This window comes from Roseibium album (assembly GCF_001404515.1).
GTDB classification, from domain to species: Bacteria; Pseudomonadota; Alphaproteobacteria; order Rhizobiales; family Stappiaceae; genus Roseibium; species Roseibium album.
The window spans coordinates 412,748-433,327 of sequence record NZ_CXWE01000005.1; the positions used below are offsets into that span (position 1 = coordinate 412,748).

The window sequence follows — 20,580 nt, forward strand, 5'->3', positions numbered from 1 at the left end:
CATTGTGCACTTCTTGATTGACAAAGACCGATCCAGGTTATTTTTGTCAATCTGATCGGCGTATCCGTTCCAAAGTGCGGTCACGCGGAAGCAAGTTACTCTGGATAAATTGAAATATGGCCGAATCGAAAACAAAAATCTCCGTGCCAGGCATGACTCCGCAACAATTCCGACACTGGAGGCGAACACTCGGATTGAAACAGAAAGACGCAGCTGAGCGGCTCGGTCTGAAAAAACGCATGATCCAGTACTACGAGAAGGGCAATCGCGATGGCCGGCCTGTCGAAATACCGAAATCCATACGTCTCGCCTGCTACGCACTGTCGGAAGGAATCAGCGACTTTGACGGTCTTTCGGCAACACCATTGAAAATCGAACCGTCAGAAACCGACTAATCGCATCAATTCCATTCGGAAAACGTCGTCTTGTCGTCCTGCCGGGGTTTCATAGTGCAGAGCTTTTCCCTATAAGACGCGCTCAGCCAACATCGTCACTTACTTTTAGACAGAACCAGACCGAATAGCGAAAGCGCTACTCCGGACTGGCCACTGCGAGCTGAGAGCCGAGATGCCCAAACGCACAGATATCTCTTCCATCCTGATTATTGGTGCCGGTCCGATCGTTATCGGGCAGGCCTGCGAATTCGACTACTCCGGTACTCAGGCCTGCAAGGCGTTGCGCGAAGAGGGCTACCGGATCATCTTGGTCAATTCCAACCCGGCCACGATCATGACTGATCCTGACCTTGCGGACGCGACCTATATCGAGCCAATCACGCCGGACCTCGTCGCCAGGATCATCGAGAAGGAACGGCCGGACGCGCTTTTGCCGACCATGGGCGGACAGACCGCGCTCAACTGTGCGCTCGACCTGGAACAGATGGGTGTTCTGGAGAAGTTCGGTGTCGAGATGATCGGCGCCCGCGGTGATGTAATCGAAAAAGCCGAGGACCGCGAAAAGTTCCGGGCCGCAATGGACACGATCGGACTTGAAAACCCGCGCGCCGCCATTGCCTCGTCACCCGCCATCCGGGACGAGAACGGCAGGATCACCGGCTACGATCGCAATGCCGGTTATCTGGAGGCGATGCGCGCGCTCGACGAAATCGGCCTGCCCGCAATCATCCGCCCTGCATTTACGCTCGGCGGCACTGGCGGTGGCGTCGCCTATAACCGTGAAGAATTTGAAACCATCGTTCGCTCGGGCATAGACGCCTCGCCGGTCGGACAGGTTCTGATCGATGAAAGCCTTCTGGGTTGGAAGGAATACGAAATGGAAGTCGTCCGCGACAAGGCGGACAACTGCATCATCATCTGCTCGATCGAAAACGTCGACCCGATGGGTGTCCACACCGGCGATTCGATCACGGTCGCGCCTGCCCTGACCCTGACCGACAAAGAATACCAGATGATGCGCGACGCCTCGATTGCAGTCCTGCGCGAGATCGGCGTCGAAACAGGTGGGTCCAACGTTCAGTTCGCGGTCGATCCCGACAACGGACGTCTTGTGGTCATTGAAATGAACCCGCGGGTTTCCCGGTCTTCTGCCCTGGCGTCGAAGGCAACTGGCTTTCCGATCGCCAAGATCGCAGCTAAACTGGCAGTCGGCTATACGCTTGATGAACTTGAAAACGACATTACCGGCGGCGCGACCCCCGCGTCATTCGAGCCCACGATCGATTACGTCGTAACCAAGATCCCGCGCTTTGCCTTTGAAAAATTTCCGGGATCGGAAGCGACACTGACCACGGCCATGAAATCGGTCGGCGAGGTCATGGCCATTGGCCGGACATTCAATGAAAGCATGCAAAAGGCACTGCGGGGCCTGGAAACAGGCATAAATGGTTTCGACGAGACTGAAATTGCCGGTCTCGACCAGGGCGATGACAGGAACGCCCTGCGTGCTGCCGTTTCGACGCCAACGCCGATGCGTCTGCTCAATGTCGCGCAGGCCATGCGCTTCGGCATGACCATCGAGGAAATCAATCAGGCAAGTGGTATCAACACCTGGTTCCTGGAACAGATCGCAGACATTCTCGCGATGGAAGCCAAGGTGAGAAACATCGGATTGCCTCGGGATGCCGCAAACCTGCGCAAGCTGAAATCCATGGGGTTCTCCGATGCGCGCCTGGCAAGCCTTGCAGGCCTTGACGCCGACAATGTCGTCAAACTGCGTGAAGAACTGAATGTTCATCCGGTTTACAAGCGCATCGACACATGTGCTGCAGAATTTGCCTCGCCGACCGCATATATGTATTCCACCTACGAGGCACCGTTCATGGGTGCCCCGGCGTGTGAAGCCAACCCGTCGGACAGGAAAAAGGTTGTGATCCTGGGCGGAGGACCGAACAGGATCGGTCAGGGTATCGAATTCGACTACTGCTGTTGCCACGCGGCATTCGCCCTCGACGAGGCCGGCTACGAAACCATCATGATCAATTGCAATCCGGAGACGGTTTCGACGGACTACGACACGTCCGACCGCCTGTATTTCGAACCGCTCACGGCTGAGGATGTTCTTGAAATCATCCGCAAGGAACAGGACAACGGAACGCTTCATGGCGTGATCGTCCAGTTCGGAGGCCAGACGCCTCTCAAGCTTGCCCAGGCCCTCGTCAAGTCGAACGTTCCAATCCTCGGCACATCGCCGGACATGATTGACCTTGCCGAAGATCGCGACCGGTTCCAGAAGCTCCTGATCAAGCTCGGCCTGAAGCAACCGGAAAACGGCATTGCCTATTCCGTTGAACAGGGTCGCCTGATCGCGGGTCAGCTCGGCCTGCCGCTCGTGGTCCGTCCCTCCTATGTTCTCGGCGGCCGCGCAATGCAGATCATTCGCGACGAGGAAGCCCTGAACTCCTACCTCCTCGGCACCCTGCCCGAGCTCGTACCCGCCGAGGTTCGTGCAAAATATCCAAATGACAAGACGGGCCAGATAAACACCGTCCTTGGCACGAATCCGCTGCTTTTCGATCGCTATCTGCAGGGTGCAATCGAAGTCGATGTCGACGCGCTGTGCGACTGCAAGGACGTTTTTGTCTGCGGCATCATGGAGCATATCGAAGAAGCGGGAATTCACTCCGGCGACAGCGCGTGCTCATTGCCCCCATTCTCGCTGTCTGAAGAGCTCATTGCAGAACTCAAGCGCCAGACAACAGCGTTGGCGCTGGGTCTTGAAGTCGGCGGTCTGATGAATGTCCAATATGCCATCAAGGGCGACGAAATCTTTGTTCTTGAGGTCAACCCGAGAGCGTCACGGACGGTTCCTTTCGTCGCCAAGACGGTTGGAGCGCCGATCGCCAAGATCGCCAGCCGGGTCATGGCCGGCGAAAGCCTCGCTTCCTTTGGCTTGAGCGAGAGCAAGCTGGACCACATTGCGGTAAAGGAAGCCGTCTTCCCGTTCGCCCGTTTCCCCGGTGTCGACACCATTCTTGGCCCGGAAATGCGCTCCACCGGAGAAGTCATGGGCCTGGACACGGCATTCGGAACGGCATTTGCCAAGTCCCAGATCGGATCGGGCACCGGCGTTCCTGATCAGGGAACAGTTTTCGTTTCGATGCGCGACGCAGACAAGAAAGGCGTCGTGGATGCCGTGCGCAGCCTGGAGCAGGCCGGATTTTCCATAATTGCCACGGGCGGAACCCAGAAATTCCTGGAAGACCAGGGCATTGCGGTGAAGAAAATCAACAAGGTGCTTGAAGGCCGCCCGCATATCGTCGATGCTGTCAAGAACGGTGACGTCCAGCTTGTCTTCAACACAACGGAAGGTGCGCAGGCCATTGCCGACAGCCGGTCGATGCGCCGGGCGGCGCTCCTGAACAAGGTTCCGTATTACACGACCCTTGCAGGTTCCGTCGCAGCAGCCAAAGGCATCACCGCCCACAAGGCGGGAAGCCTTGAAGTAAGACCTTTACAATCCTACTTCGGCTAAGGCTATTATATACGCGACCGGCCGGGAAAGCGCGCCTTTCCCGGTTGGTTTGTTTTTGTAAATACGTGGTCCTTATAGAGAGCGAAACCAGCTTAAAAGGATCCAATAAGCTGAAGGTCTGAGACCCATGGAAAAAGTTCCGATGACCTCTGCCGGTTACAATATGCTTCAGGTCGAACTGAAGGAACGTACCACGGTTGAGCGTCCGCGCATCGTCGATGCCATATCCGAAGCGCGAGCGCACGGCGATCTGTCGGAAAATGCCGAATACCATGCTGCCAAGGAAGCCCAGAGCCTGAACGAAGGCCGTATTGCGGAACTTGAGGACAAACTGTCGCGCGCAGAAGTCATCGATGTCACCAAGTTGTCCGGCGAAATCATCAAATTCGGAGCGACCGTGTCGCTCATCGATGAGGACACCGAAGAGGAAAAGCGCTACATGATCGTCGGTGACGTTGAATCCGACGTGAAGCAGAACAAGGTTTCCATCTCCTCTCCGATCGCACGCGCGCTTATCGGAAAGTCGGTTGGTGACAGCGTTGAAGTGGCCGCTCCCGGGGGAGCCCGCTCTTACGAAATTGTTCAAGTCAAATTCACCTGAACCTTTGACATTCCAATCAGATAAGGTCTGACACGGCGTCAATCGATCACTGCCGTTTTCCCTTTGACGCATGCCGGTCAATCGCTAAGGTAGCTACCGGTATGTGTCGGAGGTCTGGTGATGGTCTTTCATGCAATCGGAGTGTGGCTGCTGGTCGCTGCCGTCCCGCTCTGGATCTATCGCTGGTATGTGTATTCCAGGCTGGATGCGCGTGAGCGGCGTGTTTTCACACGCATCGTCAAGCGCCGGCATGAGAATGCCTACGCGTTTGCATTGCAGATGTTCGGTTTTCTGATTGCGCTGGCCACTGCGGTCATTCTGCTCGTTCTCGGCCTCAGATACATCAAGCAGGGCTCGCTGGAACTCGGCGCCTATCGCGAAACCATCCGCAACAGGCTTTATTCCGGCGTCGATCCGATCGACAGGGCGCTCGACGCTTATCACTATGATCAGTTTCTGCCGGTCGCAATCCTGACAACCTGCGCGCTCCTGAGTGTTGCCTTTACACTCGTTGCGACTGCTCTCAGGGACATTTCCATGATGTCCCGGCTGAACAAGAAACTCCAGGGTATGAAAGAGCGTCAGACACAAGCTGCCGCAAACTAGAGCTTGTGATCGTTATCCTGTGATCGGAACCACAGGCTCATCCTTGGTCCTGCGAATGGTCAGGGCAGTGCGCACGCTGTCGACGTTCGGCGCGGCGGTCAGCTCCCGGATCACGAAATTCTGGAAGGTCTGCAGGTCCGGCGACACGCATTTCAACAGGAAATCCACTTCTCCAGAGAGCATGTAACTTTCGCGAACCAGCGACCAGTTCTGCACCGTCTGTTCAAAGGCAATCAGATCCGCCTCTGTCTGACTGTGCAGGCCCACCATGGCAAAGGCGGTTACGTCATAGCCCAGCTGTTTCTCGTCCAACAGGGTCCGGTAGCCCTGGATGAGCCCCGCTTCCTCCAGAGCCCTGACGCGGCGCAGGCAAGGCGGTGCGGATATGCCGACGCGTCGCGCCAGCTCGACATTGGTCATCCGGCCGTCGTCTTGCAGTTCTTTCAGGATCTGCCAATCAATGGCATCAAGCCGCGCTTTCAATCCTGTCTCCTTTGAGGTTTGCCTGTTGACCCGACTGTGGGTAGGTGTTGCTGAACCGGGTTGGCATATTGCAGGAAGCGAGTTCCCCGCTATAAGCTTTTGATGGTGCCGAGTTATGATTATTTGCGCATTTGTGCAAGACTATAACAAAATCGCGCACGATTCCGAAAGATTACGATAGGGGAAGTTCTCCTTAAATGCACATTGAGCCGGAGACCTCCCCTGCATCCATCTGGATTGTGACGGATGGCAAGGCCGGAGACCTAGCCCAGTGTATCGGCGTCGCGAGTGCGTTGGGTGTTCCATACGAGGTTCGGACCATTGCCCCACGACCACCGTTTTCCTGGTGGCTTCCTTACGGGCCAACCGACCCGCGCGAGTGGGAAACACGTCCCGGCAGCCCGATCGCCCCGCCTTACCCTGATATCGTCATTGGCTCGGGCCGTCGCGCCGCGGCTTATCTTCGCCGGATCAAGAGACTTTCAGGTGGACGGACGTTTACGGTTTTCCTGAAGGATCCCAGAACGGGACCGCACGCTGCAGATCTGATCTGGGTGCCGGCGCACGACAGTCTGCGTGGCCGCAATGTTCTCGTCACACCGACTTCGCCGCACCGTTTTTCGACTTCGACACTCGCTTCGCTGCGCGATGAAAGTATTCCTGACATCGACCGGTTGCCACATCCTCGAGTAGCCGTTCTCATTGGAGGTGACAGCCGCCATCATACCTTCAGCCCGGACGATCAGCAGCACCTTCTGAACAGCTTGAAACGGACAGAAGAGGAAGAAAGCGCCCACTTCATGATCACCGTGTCCCGTCGCACGCCACCGGCACTCTCGTCAGGTCTGGCCGGGCTGGCGACGTCCGGCAAGCATCTGTTCTGGGCCGGCGACGCGCCGAATCCGCTTGGACATTATCTGGCAAAGGCAGATGCAATAATCGCAACGGCTGATTCGACCAACATGATCGGCGAGGCCGCTGCGACAGGAAAACCCGTTCATGTGTTTCACCCGGGCGGCGGTCACGGCAAAATCACCAATTTTTTGGAGAGTTTGGAACGCCAGGGTGTAATACACCCCTTTCCAGGTCCGATAAAAACCACTACCTACGAGCCGATAGACGCGACGCCTGTCATAGCGGATCGCATCAGGAGTGATTTTTCAGCTTCACGACAGAGGGAAGCGGCAACCTGAGTCACCGCATCGTTGACGAACAGGCTGAGAAAGAAGACAGGAAACAGGTAACTTCATGAGCACGGAACACAGCAAGCTTTTGATCGTCGGCTCCGGGCCCGCCGGATATACCGCTGCTATCTACGCCGCGCGCGCCATGATCGAACCGACACTGGTCGCCGGCATTCAGCCAGGGGGGCAGTTGACCATAACCACTGACGTGGAAAATTATCCCGGTTTTGCCGATCCCGTCATGGGTCCGTGGCTCATGGAGCAGATGCAGAAACAGGCGGAAAATGTCGGTACAAAGCTTGTTTACGACACGATCGTGAAGGCCGATCTGTCGCAACGACCATTCCGGCTTGAAGCAGACAGCGGAACGGTGTTTACTGCGGACACACTCGTAATCGCCACCGGTGCCCAGGCCCGCTGGCTCGGATTGCCTTCCGAGCAGGACTACATGGGCGCCGGCGTTTCTGCATGTGCGACATGTGACGGTTTTTTCTACCGCAACAGGGAAGTCGTCGTGGTCGGCGGCGGCAACACGGCGGTGGAAGAAGCCCTTTATCTTGCCAATCTCGCTTCCAAGGTTACACTGGTGCACCGCCGCGACAGCTTGCGCGCGGAAAAAATTCTTCAGGACCGCCTTTTCCGGAACCCCAAAATCGAGGTTGTCTGGGATCATCAGGTTGATGAAATTCTTGGCGGTGGCGAGCCGAAAGGGGTTACGGGCGTTCGCCTGAAAAACACCGGAAACGGCGAACTCCGGGAGATTTCGACCGATGGCGTCTTCATCGCAATCGGACACGCACCGTCCGTGGAACTCTTCAAGGACCAGCTGACGCTGAAACCGAACGGCTACTTGGAAACAGCACCGGATTCGACCAAAACATCCATTCCGGGTGTCTTTGCAGCCGGTGACGTTACGGACGACATTTACCGTCAGGCCGTCACTGCGGCTGGAATGGGCTGCATGGCTGCCCTTGAAGCGGAGAAGTTTCTGGCCGAGCATGAGACGGCATCAACACGACAGGCAGCCGAATAAGGCAGCCTGAACGTCCTGCGGAGGGGCACGCATGGATTGGGACAAATTGCGCATCTTTCATGCGGCCGCTCAGGCGGGCAGCTTCACCCATGCAGGCGACACCCTGCATATGAGCCAGTCGGCCGTCAGCCGTCAGGTCAGTGCTCTTGAGCATGACCTGGGCGTGTCGCTGTTCCACCGTCACGCTCGCGGACTGTTGTTGACCGAACAGGGCGAATTGCTTTACCGAACCGCTGCCGACGTTCTGATGAAGCTGGAGTCCGTTCAGTCCAGCCTCACGGACAGCAAGGACAAACCGTCCGGGATTTTGCGTGTTACCACCACGGTCGGCCTCGGCTCGACCTGGCTGACCTCACGGATAAAGAGCTTTGTCGAACTCTATCCTGACGTCGACCTGCATCTGATCTTCGATGATGACGAACTCGACCTCGGCATGCGTGAAGCGGATGTCGCCATCCGATTGCGCCAACCCACGCAGCCGGACCTGATTCAGCGCAAGCTGTTTACCGTGCATTTTCACGTCTATGCCGCGCCTGAATACATACAGCGGTTCGGATCCCCATCCTCGATTGAAGATATCGACAATCACCGGATCATCACGTTCGGCGAACAGGCTCCGGCTTACCTTCGCTCGATGAACTGGCTGGAAGCTGCCGGCAGGCCGGCAACCGAACCACGCCGGTCCGTCCTGAAAGTCAACAATCTGGTTGCGATCAAACGTGCAGTCCAGTCGGGCGTGGGCATTGCCATATTGCCTGACTACATTATCGACCATGCAACCAATCTGGTGCCGGTTCTGACAGAACAGGAAGACAAGGTCCCCTCGTTCGATACTTATTTCGTCTATCCGTCTGAGCTGAAGAACACCGCACGCGTCAAGGCCTTCCGGGAATTCTTGCTGAGCAGCGCCGAAAAGTGGGTCTATTGAGACAGGCCACGAAAGGCAAGCTGACCGCGGTCTGCTGATTTGGATTTAGGCAAAATCGACTTCGACGAACAGTCAGGAAAACCTGTTTTTTGACATTTGATACGAATGTTTTCAGCCGGATAATCGATTAAATTTAGTTGAAACCAGCTCAACTGGATTGTTAATTATCTGTAATCAAATGACTTTTTGCACGCCAAAATCTTTCAACACATAGCCCTGCGGTAAGTGCATAGCAGATTTGCACCACTGCCACTTGTTTATGCAGCTTGTGCACCGCATATAAGCATCACTGTTGGTCACACGGGTGTCACGTCCTCCTCCCAGTGATGCCCAGACCAGCTGTTCCCCTCTGGAAGGTGATTCCACTGTTTTCAGTGAATCAAAATAAACTGCCGGGTCTTTTAGGACCCGGCTCTTTTTTTGCCCAGAGCATGCTGCGGCGCAACAAATCACACTGGTAATTCCTCACATGAACAGGTTTTCACCGCCCAGATCTTTATAGAGACCGGCGACCTGTTCCTGGTAGCCATTGTAAAGAAGCGTGTCACGGCGCTCGTCCGTTCCAAGTATTTTTTCGGAAGCCTGAGACCAGCGGCGATGCGGCACTTCCGGGTTCACGTTCGCCCAGAAACCGTATTCCTTCGGCTGGATTTCTTCCCAGAAGCTCACCGGACGCTGATCGGTGAAAGAGACCCGGACAACCGACTTGATGCACTTGAAGCCGTATTTCCACGGTGTCACCAGTCGTATCGGTGCTCCGAACTGTTTGGCGAGCGGCTTGCCGTAAACACCGGTGGCCATGAAAGCCAGTTCGTTGGTTGCCTCGTCCAGCGTGAGCCCCTCGACATAGGGCCAGGGATACCAGCTCTGCTTCTGACCGTTGGCAACGGACGGCTCAAGGAAAGTCTCGAAACGCAGATATTTTGCGCCCGACTGCGGTCCGGCCAGTTTCACCAGTTCGGCGAGCGGGAATCCCGACCAGGGCACGGCCATGGACCAGGCTTCCACACAGCGATGACGGTAGAGCCGTTCTTCAAGAGGCATTTTGGACAACAACGTATCTATGTCGACGATTTGCGGATTGTCGACCAGGCCGTCCAGCGTCACCGTCCAGGGCCTGATCTGCAGTTTCTGGGCAGCAGGCCAGATCTGCTTGTGTGATCCGAATTCATAGAAATTGTTATACTTGGACGCGATATCTTCCGCCGTTAGCTCACGATCCAGCTTGAAGGCTGGATTGCGGCTGACAGGATAAAGCCCCGCACTCGGGTCTTCTTCGGCAAAGGCGGGCCGCACGCCAAGACCCGATCCGGCAAGCACTCCACCTCCAATCATTCCGGCAAGGATCTGGCGGCGGTTCAAAAACACGTGCTCCGGCGTTGCATCACGCCCCGGAAGCTCCCAGCTGCGCTTTTTCAAGATATTCATGGTCCAACTCCTGTTTGCCAAAGACAGAACCGGAATCGGCCTTCAAAGGCAAATAACGCCCTGGTGACCGGGCATGGGAAGAACTTGATCGGGAGTGATCAGGATGGAGCCGTTCAGTCTCGTCCAAAAGTTTGTAAACCGGGCTGGGCGCCGGTCTTGCCATCGCGACCAATTGATATTGGAGAGGGACAGCTTGACCCCTCTCCGATCTGCCGTTTCAACGCGCTCCAAGGCCTTCTATGCGGCCTGCTTGCCCGAGCGTTGCAGTGCCTGTTCGGCAGCCTTGCCGGAAAGTTCCGCCATGTGGTCGAATTCCGATACATAACTGGCAACGCCGGCCGTCGCTGATCTGAGTTCGATAATCAGGTCGCCGATTTCTGCTTCCGGCAACAGCGCCTGCACCTCATCCCAACCTGGCCAGCTCGGCCTTGCGTCAAAGCCGAGAAGTTGTCCCCTTCTTGCAGACACGATCGCATTGACCCTCGCGGTGGCATCGTTGGGGCAGGCGATAACCACTTTGTGGATTGGCTCCAGAAGCACCGGTTTGCAATCCGGCAAGCCTTCTCGGATTGCCAGCGCGCCGGCCATTTTGAAGGCCTGGTCCGAACTGTCGACGGAGTGATAGGAGCCGTCGGTCAGGCAGATCGCCACGTCCACAACCGGAAATCCGAACGTGCCGCGTCCCAACGCATCCAATGCACCATCCCTGACGGAGGGAATGTATTGTTTGGGTACAACTCCACCGGTGATCGTGTCGGAGAACTGAATTCCCTCGCCTCTGGGAAGTGGCGAAATCTCCAGTACGACATCTCCGAATTGACCGTGTCCACCGGATTGTTTCTTGTGGCGCCCCCGAACCTTTGTCCTGGCACGGATGGTCTCCGCGTAGGGGATATGCGGCGTATGTGCCGATACATCCAGACCGTACTTGCCTGCCAGACGTTCCTGCGCCACCCGCAGATGCATCTCGCCCTGGCCTTTCAAAAGTGTTTCTGCCGTGGTCTGGTTCTGGCTGATGGACAGAGATGGATCTTCTTCCGCGAGCTTGGCCAGTGCGGCGGACAAACGGACTTCATCTTTTCTCTGCACCGCTTCAATAGCGGTCGCAAGGGCCGGGCTGCGCGGCTCGGGCGAGTTAAGCCCGGTAAATGCACCTTCATCGTGACTGAGAAGGTCACCTGTTTCCACGTGTTCAAGACGCCCGAGTGCGACGAGATCGCCCTTTCCCGCCGTTGCGATTTTGCTGGCAGTTTGACCAAAGACCGAAAACAGCCCGGAAACCTTGACTTCGTCCCGACCGTTGCGGAAGAGGCTGTCCCCGTCGGAAACCTGCCCTTCCAGAACACGTGCAATGGAAATCTTGCCACCATGCTGTGTGTGCAGGGTCTTGATCACCTGGAGTGCCGCACGGCTGTTGTCATCCAAAATCCGGTTTGACAGGGTATCGACGAAGGGTGCCTCGTGCCGGAGCGCCTTTAAAAGCCGGCTGACACCGTTGCCGTGATCGGCCGATCCGAAGAAGACCGGACAGATCAGTCCGTCCTGCATTTCCTTGACCAGATCGGAAAAAACGAGGTCGCGATCCGGTGCGATATCCTCCAGAAGCGCTTCCATCAGATCATCGTCGTGATCGGCGAGATGTTCGAGCATGGTAAAGCGGGCTTCGTGTTCGCGCGTCCGGTCTTCATCGGACATGTCGATTTCCGTGCTGGGCTCCTTCTCGTGATAGACATGAGCCCGCTCAAGCGCCAAATCGATAAAACCGGTCGCCTGGCTGTCTTCCCAGATCGGGATCTGCCTCAATACCAGCGGAACCTCGGATGCCGGTTGCAGAACGGTCAATACATCCCGTACACGCCGGCTGCTCTTGTCGATCTTGTTCAAAAACAAAACCCGCGGAATGGCGCGGGCTTCGAGAGCTTTCAGGATGAGTTGAAGCGCGGGAACCTTGCGCTCGTCATCCTCCGCCACAACGACCGCCATATCGACGCCGCTGAGCGCTCCGTCCATTTCACTCAGGAATTCAACCGACCCGGGACAGTCAACAAAGACGAACCGGTCGCCCAGATATTCCGTATCTGCAACATTGACCTCCACGCTCATGCCGTGAGACCGCGCCTCCGGCGAAGCATCACCTACAGTATTACCGTCGGTAACTGTCCCCTGCCGGGCCAGTTTGTCCGTTCGCGCCAGCAAAGCCTCCAAGAGACTGGTCTTCCCGCTGCCGAACGGACCGACTAGGGCGATACAGCGCGGCGTACTGCCGGCAGCTGTTCCTTTTCCGTTAGTAGAGTTTGCCATAAAGAGCCTCCCGTATGCTCGAGGATATCCCCGGAAATACGCGGCTTGGCCGGTGAGGAACGCGGGCCTGCCGCGTCTCGCCCGGATGGGATCGAAGGTCGAAGTCCTTGCCTTGCGGTGCCGGACCTTTGTTTTGACGACACATCGACCAGGGGCGATCACGTATCGTCGCGCCGAACATGACTGCAAAGCAAGGGAATATTACGTCGCAGTGCAGCAATTCAGCCGATCCTCGCACAAACATGAAGCAGAAACAGTTTCTTGCCGCATTGATGTGTGAAGATGTCGGGTGACTGGTTTCCAGCTCCAGGTCGGGAGAAAGTCATCCGATCTTGTGCGTGCTGCCGGCTTCAAGCTAATCTGCTCCGCAAGATTCAAGACGCCCGACAAGGCGCAACGGAAATTCGACTGTGCAGGTGTGTGCTCATGACAATACGTAAGTGCTTTTGGTTCTTCGTGCTTTGCCCGATGTTGTTCGCTGTTCCGGCAGCCGCGCAGAACGTTCAGTTGCGCGGGTTGCCGCAACCTGGAACTTCACTCCTTCCCTCGGCTGAGCAACAACTGAACCAGAACCTCGATCGCCAGAAGACAGATTTCTCAACGCAACGGCAGATCGACAGGGCAGTCCGGCAGAACCAGATTGATCAGTTGAATCGTCGCAATGCTGAAAGAAGTATTTATTCAGATCCGTGCGCGCGCGTGAATTCGCCCTGCGCCACTCAAAGATGAACCGCCTTGCAACGCGGGACACCTGAATATGGTCCGCCCGTTTCCCGGAAGTGAAACGGGCGGAGTTACTGTCTAGTTAATGGCTTCCAGGGTCAGTTTGCTGACGCCGAGCGTCAGGTTGGTGCCGGTCTGACTTTCCAGGCTGAACGGATTGAGTGCGATCGAACGGTCAAACCCGCCCAGTAGCGCGTTGGCCTTGATCCCGGCGCCCAGGCTGGCACCGGCAGTCAATCCACCGTAGGTCCCTGCGAGAAGGCCCGGTTTGCGGTTTGCAGACGGCGCCAACACGCCCCAGACAAGAGTTGCCTCTTTGGTCGTGCCGATATCAAGGCCATAGTCCCTGACATTACCGCGGTAGTACTCGATCTCCCCGCCGTCGACCGGCTTGAAACTGCAACCGAGTTTTGCCGATGATCCCACAATAAAGCTGTGCTCTCCTTCCACCAGGCAACTTAAGGTACCGATCTCGACCTTTGGGCTGTTTTCCGATGCATGAGCGGAAGCTGTGACAGCAAGAACCGCGGCGGCAAGTGAGACGCTCAAAAAGCGCATATTGAAATTCTCCATATCAAGAGGAGCCCCGATTGCCTTTGAATGGCAACGCGAGCAACCGTGATATGCAACCCTATCGCGTCAAAATCGGGGCGACGTGAATTCTTCCGGCTCTCTGGCAGATACACAAAACAAAGGGCGGCAAGAGCCGCCCTTCAGCTGTAATCTCGCACTGTCCGGACAGACTATTTCAGGTTTCCGCAGAAACGCTGGATCCTTGTGCAGGCTTCTTCCAGGGCTTCGGTGGATGTTGCGTAGGAAATCCGGAAATTCGGACCAAGACCGAACGCGGACCCGTGCACGACTGCAACGCCTTCCGTTTCCAGGAGTTCGGTCACGAAGTCCGCATCGTCCTCGATCACCTTGCCGGACGGCGCCGTCTTGCCGATCGTGCCTGCGCAGGACGGGAACACGTAAAAGGCACCTTCTGGCACGGGGCACGTAATGCCATTTGCCTGGTTCAGCATGGAAACGACCAGATCCCGGCGATCCTTGAAGACTTCATTGTTCCGCGGAATGAAATCCTGCGGACCGGAAAGCGCTTCGACTGCCGCCCATTGGGCGATGGAGCAAGCGTTCGAGGTCGATTGGGACTGAACTTTTGCCATTGCCTTGATGAGATCGGCAGGGCCGCCGGCGTAACCGATCCGCCAACCTGTCATAGCGTAGGCCTTGGAGACGCCGTTGACAGTCAGCGTGCGCTCGTAAAGAGACGGCTCGACCTGTGCAGGCGTCGTGAACTTGAAGTCGTCATAGACCAGGTGCTCGTACATGTCGTCGGTCATGATCCAGACCTGCGGATGCTTCGAAAGCACATCTGTCAGGGCTTTCAGCTCTGCCTCGGTATAGGCCGCGCCGGACGGGTTGGACGGCGAATTGAAGATCAGCCATTTCGTGCGCGAGGTTATCGCCGCATCAAGCGCTTCAGGCGTGATCTTGAAAGTGGACTTGTCTGCTTCGACGATAACCGGCTCACCGCCAGCAAGCAGCACCATGTCCGGGTAGCTGACCCAGTAGGGTGTCGGGATGATAACCTCATCACCGGGATTGAGCGTCGCGATGAGAGCATTGTAGAGCACCTGCTTGCCGCCGGTTCCCACAGTGATCTGGTTTGTCGCGTAGGTGAGCCCGTTTTCCCGTTGAAACTTCTCGGCGATTGCGGCCTTGAGTTCGGGAATACCATCGACAGCGGTGTACTTGGTCTTGCCGTCATTGATCGCCGCGATCGCCGCCGTCTTGATGTTGTCCGGGGTATCGAAATCCGGCTCGCCAGCGCCGAGACCGATAACATCGCGGCCAGCAGCTTTTAGCTCGCGTGCCTTGTTGGTGACAGCGATGGTCGCAGAAGGTTGAACACGCGCCAATGCGTCAGCAAGAAAGCCCATAATATCCTCCAGGGGGAAACGGAATTAACAGCGCGCGGACCGTAGGCCCGTGCGTGCCGGAAGACAAGTCCCAATCAGCTCCCGCAATCCCGTCAAGGCAACTTTTTTGGCACCAGGACCTGGAGGCGTTTCCTCAGCTTCGCGTCTCAAGGATGAGCTTCGGCTCATCCTTGTTCTCATCGATGAGGCTGCACTTGAATCTCTTCTTTTTTGTCTGACCGTTCAAAGTTGTTACGGGAACGGAAATCGGCACGTCGGATTCCTGCTTGGCAGAGCCGAGCAAAGACTGAAAATCATTGGCTTGAAGCAGAGAATCGGTGATTGCCTTTTCATCCAGACTTTCCGGAGTCAAATTATAGGTTTTCATCGCGGACTGATTGGCGGCAATGATCATGCGCGTCTTCGTGTTGACAACGAGCATCGGCGCGCTGCAAATCTCGAAGACCTGAGCGAAATCGACATCGCCGCCGACGTGTCCTGCGGAAAACAGGACACCTCCCACGGTCCCGCCCATGCGAAAATACATGGCATCGTAATTCAGATCGAGACCTTCGCTGGCCGTAATCAGAAACTTGCCGCGTCCTGTCGCACTCGCCCGCCGGGAAAGCGATGCCAGCACCAGGGATACAATTGTGCGCCCGACACGGTTTTGAATATGGGAGATGTTTCGGCCCAGGATCAGGCGCGCATCTTCAATCTGAAAGCTCTTCAGGAATCCGTCACTGGCGAAACGCACATAGCCGAAATTATCCGCCAGCAGAACGATCCGGGAGGACGAGGCAACGAAATGCTGCAGGATCGGCGAAAGCCCGAGCGCGATCTGCGCCGGATTGTCTTCAGTTTTCCCGATTGACGGAAAGCAGATTGCAAGAATGCGTCCGTCCGGCAATTCATAACGGTACGCAACGATGGGAACACCCGGAATTCTGTGGTCGGGACCTCCGCCGACATCGAATGGCCCGGCCTGTCCTTCGCGTATGGCACCTTGCACCAGACGCAGGATCGTCTTGCGGTCTTCCGGTGAAAGGAGACGCAAAGCCTCGTTGGAAGGTGCTTCCTGCAGGTCCTTCACTTCGCTATCGAAACTTTGAGACCCGACCTCATGCCACAAAATGGTTTTCTTGCTGATATCGGCGATAAAGAACTGAAGACCGGACAGGGACAGCGCCGGCTTGTCGTTCTGCGTTTGTATCTGCTCCGACTTCTCGGCCGGCGCGGAGGGTCCATCCGTTTCCTGCGGCTTCTCGGCCAGAGCGCTCTGTGCTGCGTTGAGTGTCATTTCTGCCCGACCTGTTTCTCAAAAAACTTTCCAAGACATCGAGTATCGCAGGTAAAAGCAAACAAACATTAAAATGCACCGGCTAAAGTCGCGCGCCCGTTGCAACACAGTGTTCAAGCGAAAGAAACTTCTGTTCCCGAATTCTCTCGGGATCGCGGCCGTGCCGCAATATTGTCACGAAAACTCTCATCCATCGCCAGAATGCAGTCTGTCTGACGGCCCAATTGCAATCGACATTGCAAGCTGGAAGACGATGGAGGTTTCCATGCCGTTATTGACATCACCCGACACGTCTCGCGCGACACCAAAGTCCGGTTTCCGGCCGGTGTTGCTTTTCCTGCTGGCCATCGGTCTGTTGATGATGATGTCGCTGGCGATCGCCCCGACGCTGGCGCTTCCCCTCGTTGCATTCGTCGCCATGGCGGCCGTGACGCGGTTGCTGGGCCTGCGACTTTACGATGATCTGACGCAAGCAGTAGATCACCACGTCTAACAAGAACACGAAACAAAGACCGGCTCGCACTGAACTATGGCAAATATTGAGAACCCGAACGGACGGAAACACGTTTCCGGCGGCAGTGACCTGCGTGACGCCAAACCCCTCTTGCAGGCCATTTTCCTGGGCATGGTTCTTGCCGTCGCACTGGTTGCCGCGGCCACAATGGCGAATTCGGAAGCCGACGAAAACGGGGCAATTCAGGACACGGAAATCGAACAATCGCTCCCTGACGGCAAGGTGAGGCAGGACCCTCACGGACGGTGAGCACGTTGTACTTGCTCTAAACAATGCGGGTCGCAATGAGCGCAACCACCACATAACGGCCGGTTTTGGCAAGCGCCACCAACAGGAGAAATGGCCAGAGCCGTTCCCGCAACAGACCGGCAGCAAGCGTCAGCGGGTCCCCGATGACCGGTGCCCAACTCATCAGAAGGCTCCAGCGGCCGTAGCGCTGATACCAGGCTGTGGCTCTTTCAAGCTTTTCCGGTTTGACGGGAAACCATCTTGCATCCGAGAAACGGATCGCACCGCGTCCCAGCCCCCAGTTCACCAGCGATCCGAGCGTGTTACCGAGACTGGCCGTCATTACGAGCAACAAGACGGGCGCGGTTTCCAGGTAGATCAGACCGGAAAGCCCCAGTTCGGATTGCGCGGGTAGCAAGGTTGCGGCCAGGAAAGATATTCCGAAGAGGCCCAGTAGACTGCTGCTCATGATTGAAGCTGCATACACACAAGCAGGCAGGAGAAGCAAGGCTGCGTGCAAGCCGCCGGATTGCTGCCGGACACATCTCTTCAGATGAACTGGCTATTTTGCGATGCCGTTCCCTGCCGTCACAAACAGACCCACGGCCTCATCCGCGGCAATGTCACAATCCGTTCTGAGCGAGTGGCCGCCAAACTCGTGGAGCTCTTTGAATGTTCACGCCAATCAGAAGGCGGCATTCCTGAAAATGGCACTGTGGGCCGCCACGATCGCTACCGCATTCATTCTGTTCTTGGCGCCGAGGCGGGTTATGGCATTCCGGATGTGAACCTTGACCGTTGCCGTCGAGACACCGAGGTCATAGGCAATCTGCTTGTTCACTTTCCCCTCACAGAGCAAAAGCAGGATTTCAAGCTGACGCTGTGTGAGCTTGTCACTCAGGTTCAGTGGCAGTTGGACGCTGCCTGAAAGAGACTTGCAGAGTCCGGTCTGGGCTTCATGTGTATCGAGTGCAAAATGAGCGTTCATCACCGTGTTCCAACTTGAGGTGTTTCCATCCTTGGTGAGAGGACTTTCCTCCAAAGTGCTTATATTGTAAAATGTTAAAATGTTTACAGATAAAAGCTAAAAATTAGCAATTCACCAATCGGACGCGACGATGAACAGGAAACTCTATTCAGGCCACACCTTGCGCCAGATCAGATCCGACTTTGGCCTCTCGCAGACCGAGTTCGCCAAAAAGATCGGGCTCTCCACCGCCTATGTGAATCAGATCGAGAATAACAACAGACCGGTCACTGCCTCCGTCCTGCTCACTATCAACCGGATATTCGGCATCGACCTTGCCGCGTTCGAGAAGAATGACCTCGACAGGGTGGTTCAGGATCTGGAGGAGGTTTTTGCCGACACCCAGTTTCACAGTTCTACTGTCAGCCGACAGGAAATTCAGGAACTCGTGACGCGGGCGCCCGGCGTAACCCAGACCATCATGGATCTTTACGGAGCGCTGCGCAGCTACCATGACCGGGATGTGCTTGAAGATGATCTTGTGCAGATGAGCGGAGCCGACGAGGCCGGTGTAGGTGTCCGCAAGTCCGCCTATGATGAAGTGCGTGATTTCTTTCACTATACGGACAACTATGTCGACAGCCTCGATCGGGCGGCTGAAAAACTCTCCCACGAAATCAGCCTGGACAATTGCCAGAGCAAGTTCGACATGTTGACCGGCTGGCTTCGCAAGCGCTTCGACATTGGCGTCGAACAGGTTCAGGACTACCAGGGTACGCTGATCCGCCATCAGGACTACACCCGCAAAATCTCGATCTATCGCGCAATCCCCCAGTCCACCAAGAATTTTCTCCTTGGGACGGTCATCGCGGAACTGTGTGTAAAAGATCTGATTTCGGAAGAAGTCAGGCGTGCAAATTTCAGAACCGGCTCGGCGGAGAGCATCGCAACGCTCGCTCTTCGCAACTATTTCTCCGGCGCATTGCTGCTGCCATATGACGACTTTCTGCGCACGGCAACAAAGTGCCGGCATGATATTCAGCTTCTGTCGAACACGATGGACGCCAGCATCGAAACTGTTTGCCACCGGCTATCGACACTTCAGCGCCAGGGCGCAAACGGCCTGCCTTTTTACTTCGTCAAGATTGACCGCGCCGGCAATGTCGTCAAACGGCACAGTGCAACCCGCTTCCAGTTCGCCCGCTTTGGAGGCTCATGCCCACGCTGGAACGTACATCAGGCCTTTGAGCAGAACTCGAACAAATTTACCGCCCAGATCGCGCAGATGCCGGATGGTGTCGAGTATCTTTGCATCGCCACCAGCGTCACCAAGCATCAGCCGGACTATGGCACCGGCGAACGCAGGTATGCGCTCGGCATCGGCTGCGAAGTCAAGTATTCGGACGCGATCGTTTATGCTGACAGGTTGGCGGTTGACGAGACGTCCTTGCCTGAGCCCATTGGTGTCAATTGCCGCATCTGTCCGCGAGACGATTGTGATCAACGGGCTTTCCCGGCAATCGACAAGGAACCCTTCATCGATCCGGGACAGCGCGGCATCGTGCCGTACCGGGTGAAGGCCGCCGGATAACGACCGGAGGCCATCCATCTTCGGATGGATTGTGCAGGAAAATCGCACTGGTTATTGTCGGGTTGCTGCCTGTGAAGCCGCCATGACGGCGCGCCGCGATGGCAGGTTCAGCCGTTGCAGGACGGCATGTACATGATCCTTGACCGTGGCGATACTGATGCCGAATTCCTCTGCGATCTGCCTGTTTGATTTTCCCTGGATGACAAGCCTCGCGACTTGCTTCTGGCGAGGTGTGAGCGGTGCAAGAAATTCGGTATCCGAAGGCTTTTCAACAACGGTCACGAGAGGCGCACCGATCGTCCTGCTGGCATCCAGATCGATCGTCAGTTTCGTGCCTCGAATTGCCAATGGCACCAATAATTCAAGAACAGCGGCTGGCACGGGAGCAGGCGCTGTTTCGCGCAGGTCTTTCAGAACGGCCGTCAACGCTTCGATCACTTCAGGTTCGACAGACATTCGAAAGGACTCCTCATGAGCAACATGCCTCTGGAAATTGCAAACTTCTTCCTGGCAATGCAAGCCGGGCCGTCCGGTGCAGACCTGCTCGGCTCATTATTTGCCGAAGATGCTGTCTATTCGGAGCCCTTCTCCGGCCAGCCCGAACCTCATCGCGGTCGCAGCGCCATTCTCGCAGCCTTTGCCTCCAGCCGAACCGACGCATTCAACGACGCCGTTATCAATCTCGGCGCAGTTGAAGTCGATGACGGGACCATAACCGTGCAATGGACCTGTTATTCACAGGCCATTCCAGGTGGCAGCGGAAGCGGCAAGAATGTTTTCACCCTATCGAACGGAAAGATCGTCTCGCTGGTGACAACCCTCGACATGCCGTAATGTGAAC

The 20,580-nt window shown here is 56.3% G+C and carries 20 protein-coding genes; 11 read left to right on the forward strand and 9 right to left on the reverse strand.

Going from position 1 to position 20,580, the window contains the following annotated elements; genetic code table 11:
* Nucleotides 1–152: 152 nt before the first annotated feature.
* The 4 genes from LA5095_RS18790 (at nucleotide 153) to LA5095_RS18805 (ending at nucleotide 5,137) form a co-directional block, all read left to right on the forward strand.
* Nucleotides 153–395 (forward strand): helix-turn-helix domain-containing protein, encoded by a 243-nt coding sequence (locus LA5095_RS18790; RefSeq protein ID WP_082442908.1) that lies wholly within the window; start codon nucleotides 153–155, stop codon nucleotides 393–395.
* 172 nt (nucleotides 396–567) lie between these two features.
* Nucleotides 568–3,930 carry a carbamoyl-phosphate synthase large subunit gene (carB, locus tag LA5095_RS18795; protein WP_055117655.1) on the forward strand — a complete coding sequence of 1,121 codons (3,363 nt, stop codon included), beginning with the start codon at nucleotides 568–570 and terminating at the stop codon, nucleotides 3,928–3,930.
* Between the two features lie 127 nt (nucleotides 3,931–4,057).
* Entirely contained in the window at nucleotides 4,058–4,531 is a 474-nt protein-coding gene (gene greA / locus LA5095_RS18800) for a transcription elongation factor GreA (protein ID WP_055117657.1), read from the forward strand.
* Between the two features lie 120 nt (nucleotides 4,532–4,651).
* Nucleotides 4,652–5,137, forward strand: a complete 486-nt coding sequence (locus LA5095_RS18805; RefSeq protein ID WP_055117659.1) for a hypothetical protein — start codon at nucleotides 4,652–4,654, stop codon at nucleotides 5,135–5,137.
* 12 nt (nucleotides 5,138–5,149) lie between these two features.
* Here the strand turns inward: LA5095_RS18805 and LA5095_RS18810 are convergent, their stop codons facing one another.
* The gene (locus LA5095_RS18810; protein ID WP_029061077.1) at nucleotides 5,150–5,620 is read right to left on the reverse strand and encodes an Lrp/AsnC family transcriptional regulator; all 471 of its coding nucleotides are present in this window, start codon (nucleotides 5,618–5,620) and stop codon (nucleotides 5,150–5,152) included.
* Between the two features lie 197 nt (nucleotides 5,621–5,817).
* Here LA5095_RS18810 and LA5095_RS18815 point away from each other — a divergent pair, with 197 nt between their 5' ends.
* The 3 genes from LA5095_RS18815 to LA5095_RS18825 are packed head-to-tail and all read left to right on the forward strand — an operon-like array spanning nucleotide 5,818 to nucleotide 8,765.
* Nucleotides 5,818–6,813, forward strand: a complete 996-nt coding sequence (locus tag LA5095_RS18815; protein WP_055117661.1) for a mitochondrial fission ELM1 family protein — start codon at nucleotides 5,818–5,820, stop codon at nucleotides 6,811–6,813.
* Nucleotides 6,814–6,868: 55 nt separating this feature from the next.
* Nucleotides 6,869–7,837, forward strand: coding sequence for a thioredoxin-disulfide reductase (gene trxB, locus LA5095_RS18820; protein ID WP_055117663.1), 969 nt, complete (start codon nucleotides 6,869–6,871; stop codon nucleotides 7,835–7,837).
* Nucleotides 7,838–7,868: 31 nt separating this feature from the next.
* Nucleotides 7,869–8,765: a LysR family transcriptional regulator gene (locus LA5095_RS18825; RefSeq protein WP_055117665.1), complete on the forward strand. Its 897-nt coding sequence runs from the start codon at nucleotides 7,869–7,871 to the stop codon at nucleotides 8,763–8,765.
* A gap of 465 nt (nucleotides 8,766–9,230) precedes the next feature.
* Here LA5095_RS18825 and msrP read toward each other — a convergent pair whose 3' ends face one another.
* The 5 genes from msrP to LA5095_RS18855 all read right to left on the reverse strand — a co-directional run bounded on the left by msrP (nucleotide 9,231) and on the right by LA5095_RS18855 (nucleotide 16,439).
* Nucleotides 9,231–10,193 carry a protein-methionine-sulfoxide reductase catalytic subunit MsrP gene (gene msrP / locus LA5095_RS18830; RefSeq protein WP_055117667.1) on the reverse strand — a complete coding sequence of 321 codons (963 nt, stop codon included), beginning with the start codon at nucleotides 10,191–10,193 and terminating at the stop codon, nucleotides 9,231–9,233.
* 237 nt (nucleotides 10,194–10,430) lie between these two features.
* On the reverse strand, nucleotides 10,431–12,494 hold the full coding sequence (locus LA5095_RS18835) for an elongation factor G (RefSeq protein WP_055117668.1): 2,064 nt from the start codon (nucleotides 12,492–12,494) through the stop codon (nucleotides 10,431–10,433).
* Nucleotides 12,495–13,295: 801 nt separating this feature from the next.
* On the reverse strand, nucleotides 13,296–13,775 hold the full coding sequence (locus LA5095_RS18845) for a DUF992 domain-containing protein (RefSeq protein WP_029061069.1): 480 nt from the start codon (nucleotides 13,773–13,775) through the stop codon (nucleotides 13,296–13,298).
* Nucleotides 13,776–13,960: 185 nt separating this feature from the next.
* Nucleotides 13,961–15,160, reverse strand: coding sequence for a pyridoxal phosphate-dependent aminotransferase (locus LA5095_RS18850; protein ID WP_055117672.1), 1,200 nt, complete (start codon nucleotides 15,158–15,160; stop codon nucleotides 13,961–13,963).
* 133 nt (nucleotides 15,161–15,293) lie between these two features.
* Nucleotides 15,294–16,439, reverse strand: coding sequence for a hypothetical protein (locus tag LA5095_RS18855; protein WP_055117674.1), 1,146 nt, complete (start codon nucleotides 16,437–16,439; stop codon nucleotides 15,294–15,296).
* 265 nt (nucleotides 16,440–16,704) lie between these two features.
* Here LA5095_RS18855 and LA5095_RS32450 point away from each other — a divergent pair, with 265 nt between their 5' ends.
* Both LA5095_RS32450 and LA5095_RS18865 read left to right on the forward strand, forming a co-directional pair.
* On the forward strand, nucleotides 16,705–16,932 hold the full coding sequence (locus tag LA5095_RS32450) for a hypothetical protein (RefSeq protein ID WP_144436050.1): 228 nt from the start codon (nucleotides 16,705–16,707) through the stop codon (nucleotides 16,930–16,932).
* Between the two features lie 36 nt (nucleotides 16,933–16,968).
* Entirely contained in the window at nucleotides 16,969–17,202 is a 234-nt protein-coding gene (locus LA5095_RS18865; RefSeq protein ID WP_055117678.1) for a hypothetical protein, read from the forward strand.
* A 16-nt stretch (nucleotides 17,203–17,218) separates the two neighbouring features.
* Here the strand turns inward: LA5095_RS18865 and LA5095_RS18870 are convergent, their stop codons facing one another.
* The gene (locus LA5095_RS18870) at nucleotides 17,219–17,650 is read right to left on the reverse strand and encodes a YqaA family protein (protein WP_055117680.1); all 432 of its coding nucleotides are present in this window, start codon (nucleotides 17,648–17,650) and stop codon (nucleotides 17,219–17,221) included.
* Between the two features lie 216 nt (nucleotides 17,651–17,866).
* Nucleotides 17,867–18,169 (reverse strand): response regulator transcription factor, encoded by a 303-nt coding sequence (locus tag LA5095_RS18875; protein ID WP_144436051.1) that lies wholly within the window; start codon nucleotides 18,167–18,169, stop codon nucleotides 17,867–17,869.
* 130 nt (nucleotides 18,170–18,299) lie between these two features.
* Between LA5095_RS18875 and LA5095_RS18880 the strand changes: the two genes are divergently transcribed.
* Nucleotides 18,300–19,739, forward strand: a complete 1,440-nt coding sequence (locus tag LA5095_RS18880) for a helix-turn-helix domain-containing protein (protein ID WP_055117684.1) — start codon at nucleotides 18,300–18,302, stop codon at nucleotides 19,737–19,739.
* Between the two features lie 51 nt (nucleotides 19,740–19,790).
* Here the strand turns inward: LA5095_RS18880 and LA5095_RS18885 are convergent, their stop codons facing one another.
* The gene (locus tag LA5095_RS18885) at nucleotides 19,791–20,195 is read right to left on the reverse strand and encodes a helix-turn-helix transcriptional regulator (protein WP_055117686.1); all 405 of its coding nucleotides are present in this window, start codon (nucleotides 20,193–20,195) and stop codon (nucleotides 19,791–19,793) included.
* 15 nt (nucleotides 20,196–20,210) lie between these two features.
* Here LA5095_RS18885 and LA5095_RS18890 point away from each other — a divergent pair, with 15 nt between their 5' ends.
* Nucleotides 20,211–20,573 (forward strand): nuclear transport factor 2 family protein, encoded by a 363-nt coding sequence (locus LA5095_RS18890; protein ID WP_055117688.1) that lies wholly within the window; start codon nucleotides 20,211–20,213, stop codon nucleotides 20,571–20,573.
* The last annotated feature ends 7 nt before the right edge of the window (nucleotides 20,574–20,580 follow it).

Coding starts and splice junctions, on each gene's coding strand:
- LA5095_RS18885 (WP_055117686.1), bottom strand. CDS start 20,195: ATGTCTGTCGAACCTGAAGTGATCGAAGCGTTGACGGCCGTTCTGAAA.
- LA5095_RS18850 (WP_055117672.1), bottom strand. CDS start 15,160: ATGGGCTTTCTTGCTGACGCATTGGCGCGTGTTCAACCTTCTGCGACC.
- LA5095_RS18855 (WP_055117674.1), bottom strand. CDS start 16,439: ATGACACTCAACGCAGCACAGAGCGCTCTGGCCGAGAAGCCGCAGGAA.
- LA5095_RS18875 (WP_144436051.1), bottom strand. CDS start 18,169: ATGAACGCTCATTTTGCACTCGATACACATGAAGCCCAGACCGGACTC.
- LA5095_RS18805 (WP_055117659.1), top strand. CDS start 4,652: ATGGTCTTTCATGCAATCGGAGTGTGGCTGCTGGTCGCTGCCGTCCCG.
- carB (WP_055117655.1), top strand. CDS start 568: ATGCCCAAACGCACAGATATCTCTTCCATCCTGATTATTGGTGCCGGT.
- LA5095_RS18835 (WP_055117668.1), bottom strand. CDS start 12,494: ATGGCAAACTCTACTAACGGAAAAGGAACAGCTGCCGGCAGTACGCCG.
- LA5095_RS18825 (WP_055117665.1), top strand. CDS start 7,869: ATGGATTGGGACAAATTGCGCATCTTTCATGCGGCCGCTCAGGCGGGC.
- msrP (WP_055117667.1), bottom strand. CDS start 10,193: ATGAATATCTTGAAAAAGCGCAGCTGGGAGCTTCCGGGGCGTGATGCA.
- trxB (WP_055117663.1), top strand. CDS start 6,869: ATGAGCACGGAACACAGCAAGCTTTTGATCGTCGGCTCCGGGCCCGCC.
- LA5095_RS18880 (WP_055117684.1), top strand. CDS start 18,300: ATGAACAGGAAACTCTATTCAGGCCACACCTTGCGCCAGATCAGATCC.
- LA5095_RS18865 (WP_055117678.1), top strand. CDS start 16,969: ATGGCAAATATTGAGAACCCGAACGGACGGAAACACGTTTCCGGCGGC.
- LA5095_RS18890 (WP_055117688.1), top strand. CDS start 20,211: ATGAGCAACATGCCTCTGGAAATTGCAAACTTCTTCCTGGCAATGCAA.
- LA5095_RS18790 (WP_082442908.1), top strand. CDS start 153: ATGACTCCGCAACAATTCCGACACTGGAGGCGAACACTCGGATTGAAA.
- LA5095_RS32450 (WP_144436050.1), top strand. CDS start 16,705: ATGCCGTTATTGACATCACCCGACACGTCTCGCGCGACACCAAAGTCC.
- LA5095_RS18845 (WP_029061069.1), bottom strand. CDS start 13,775: ATGCGCTTTTTGAGCGTCTCACTTGCCGCCGCGGTTCTTGCTGTCACA.
- greA (WP_055117657.1), top strand. CDS start 4,058: ATGGAAAAAGTTCCGATGACCTCTGCCGGTTACAATATGCTTCAGGTC.
- LA5095_RS18870 (WP_055117680.1), bottom strand. CDS start 17,650: ATGAGCAGCAGTCTACTGGGCCTCTTCGGAATATCTTTCCTGGCCGCA.
- LA5095_RS18815 (WP_055117661.1), top strand. CDS start 5,818: ATGCACATTGAGCCGGAGACCTCCCCTGCATCCATCTGGATTGTGACG.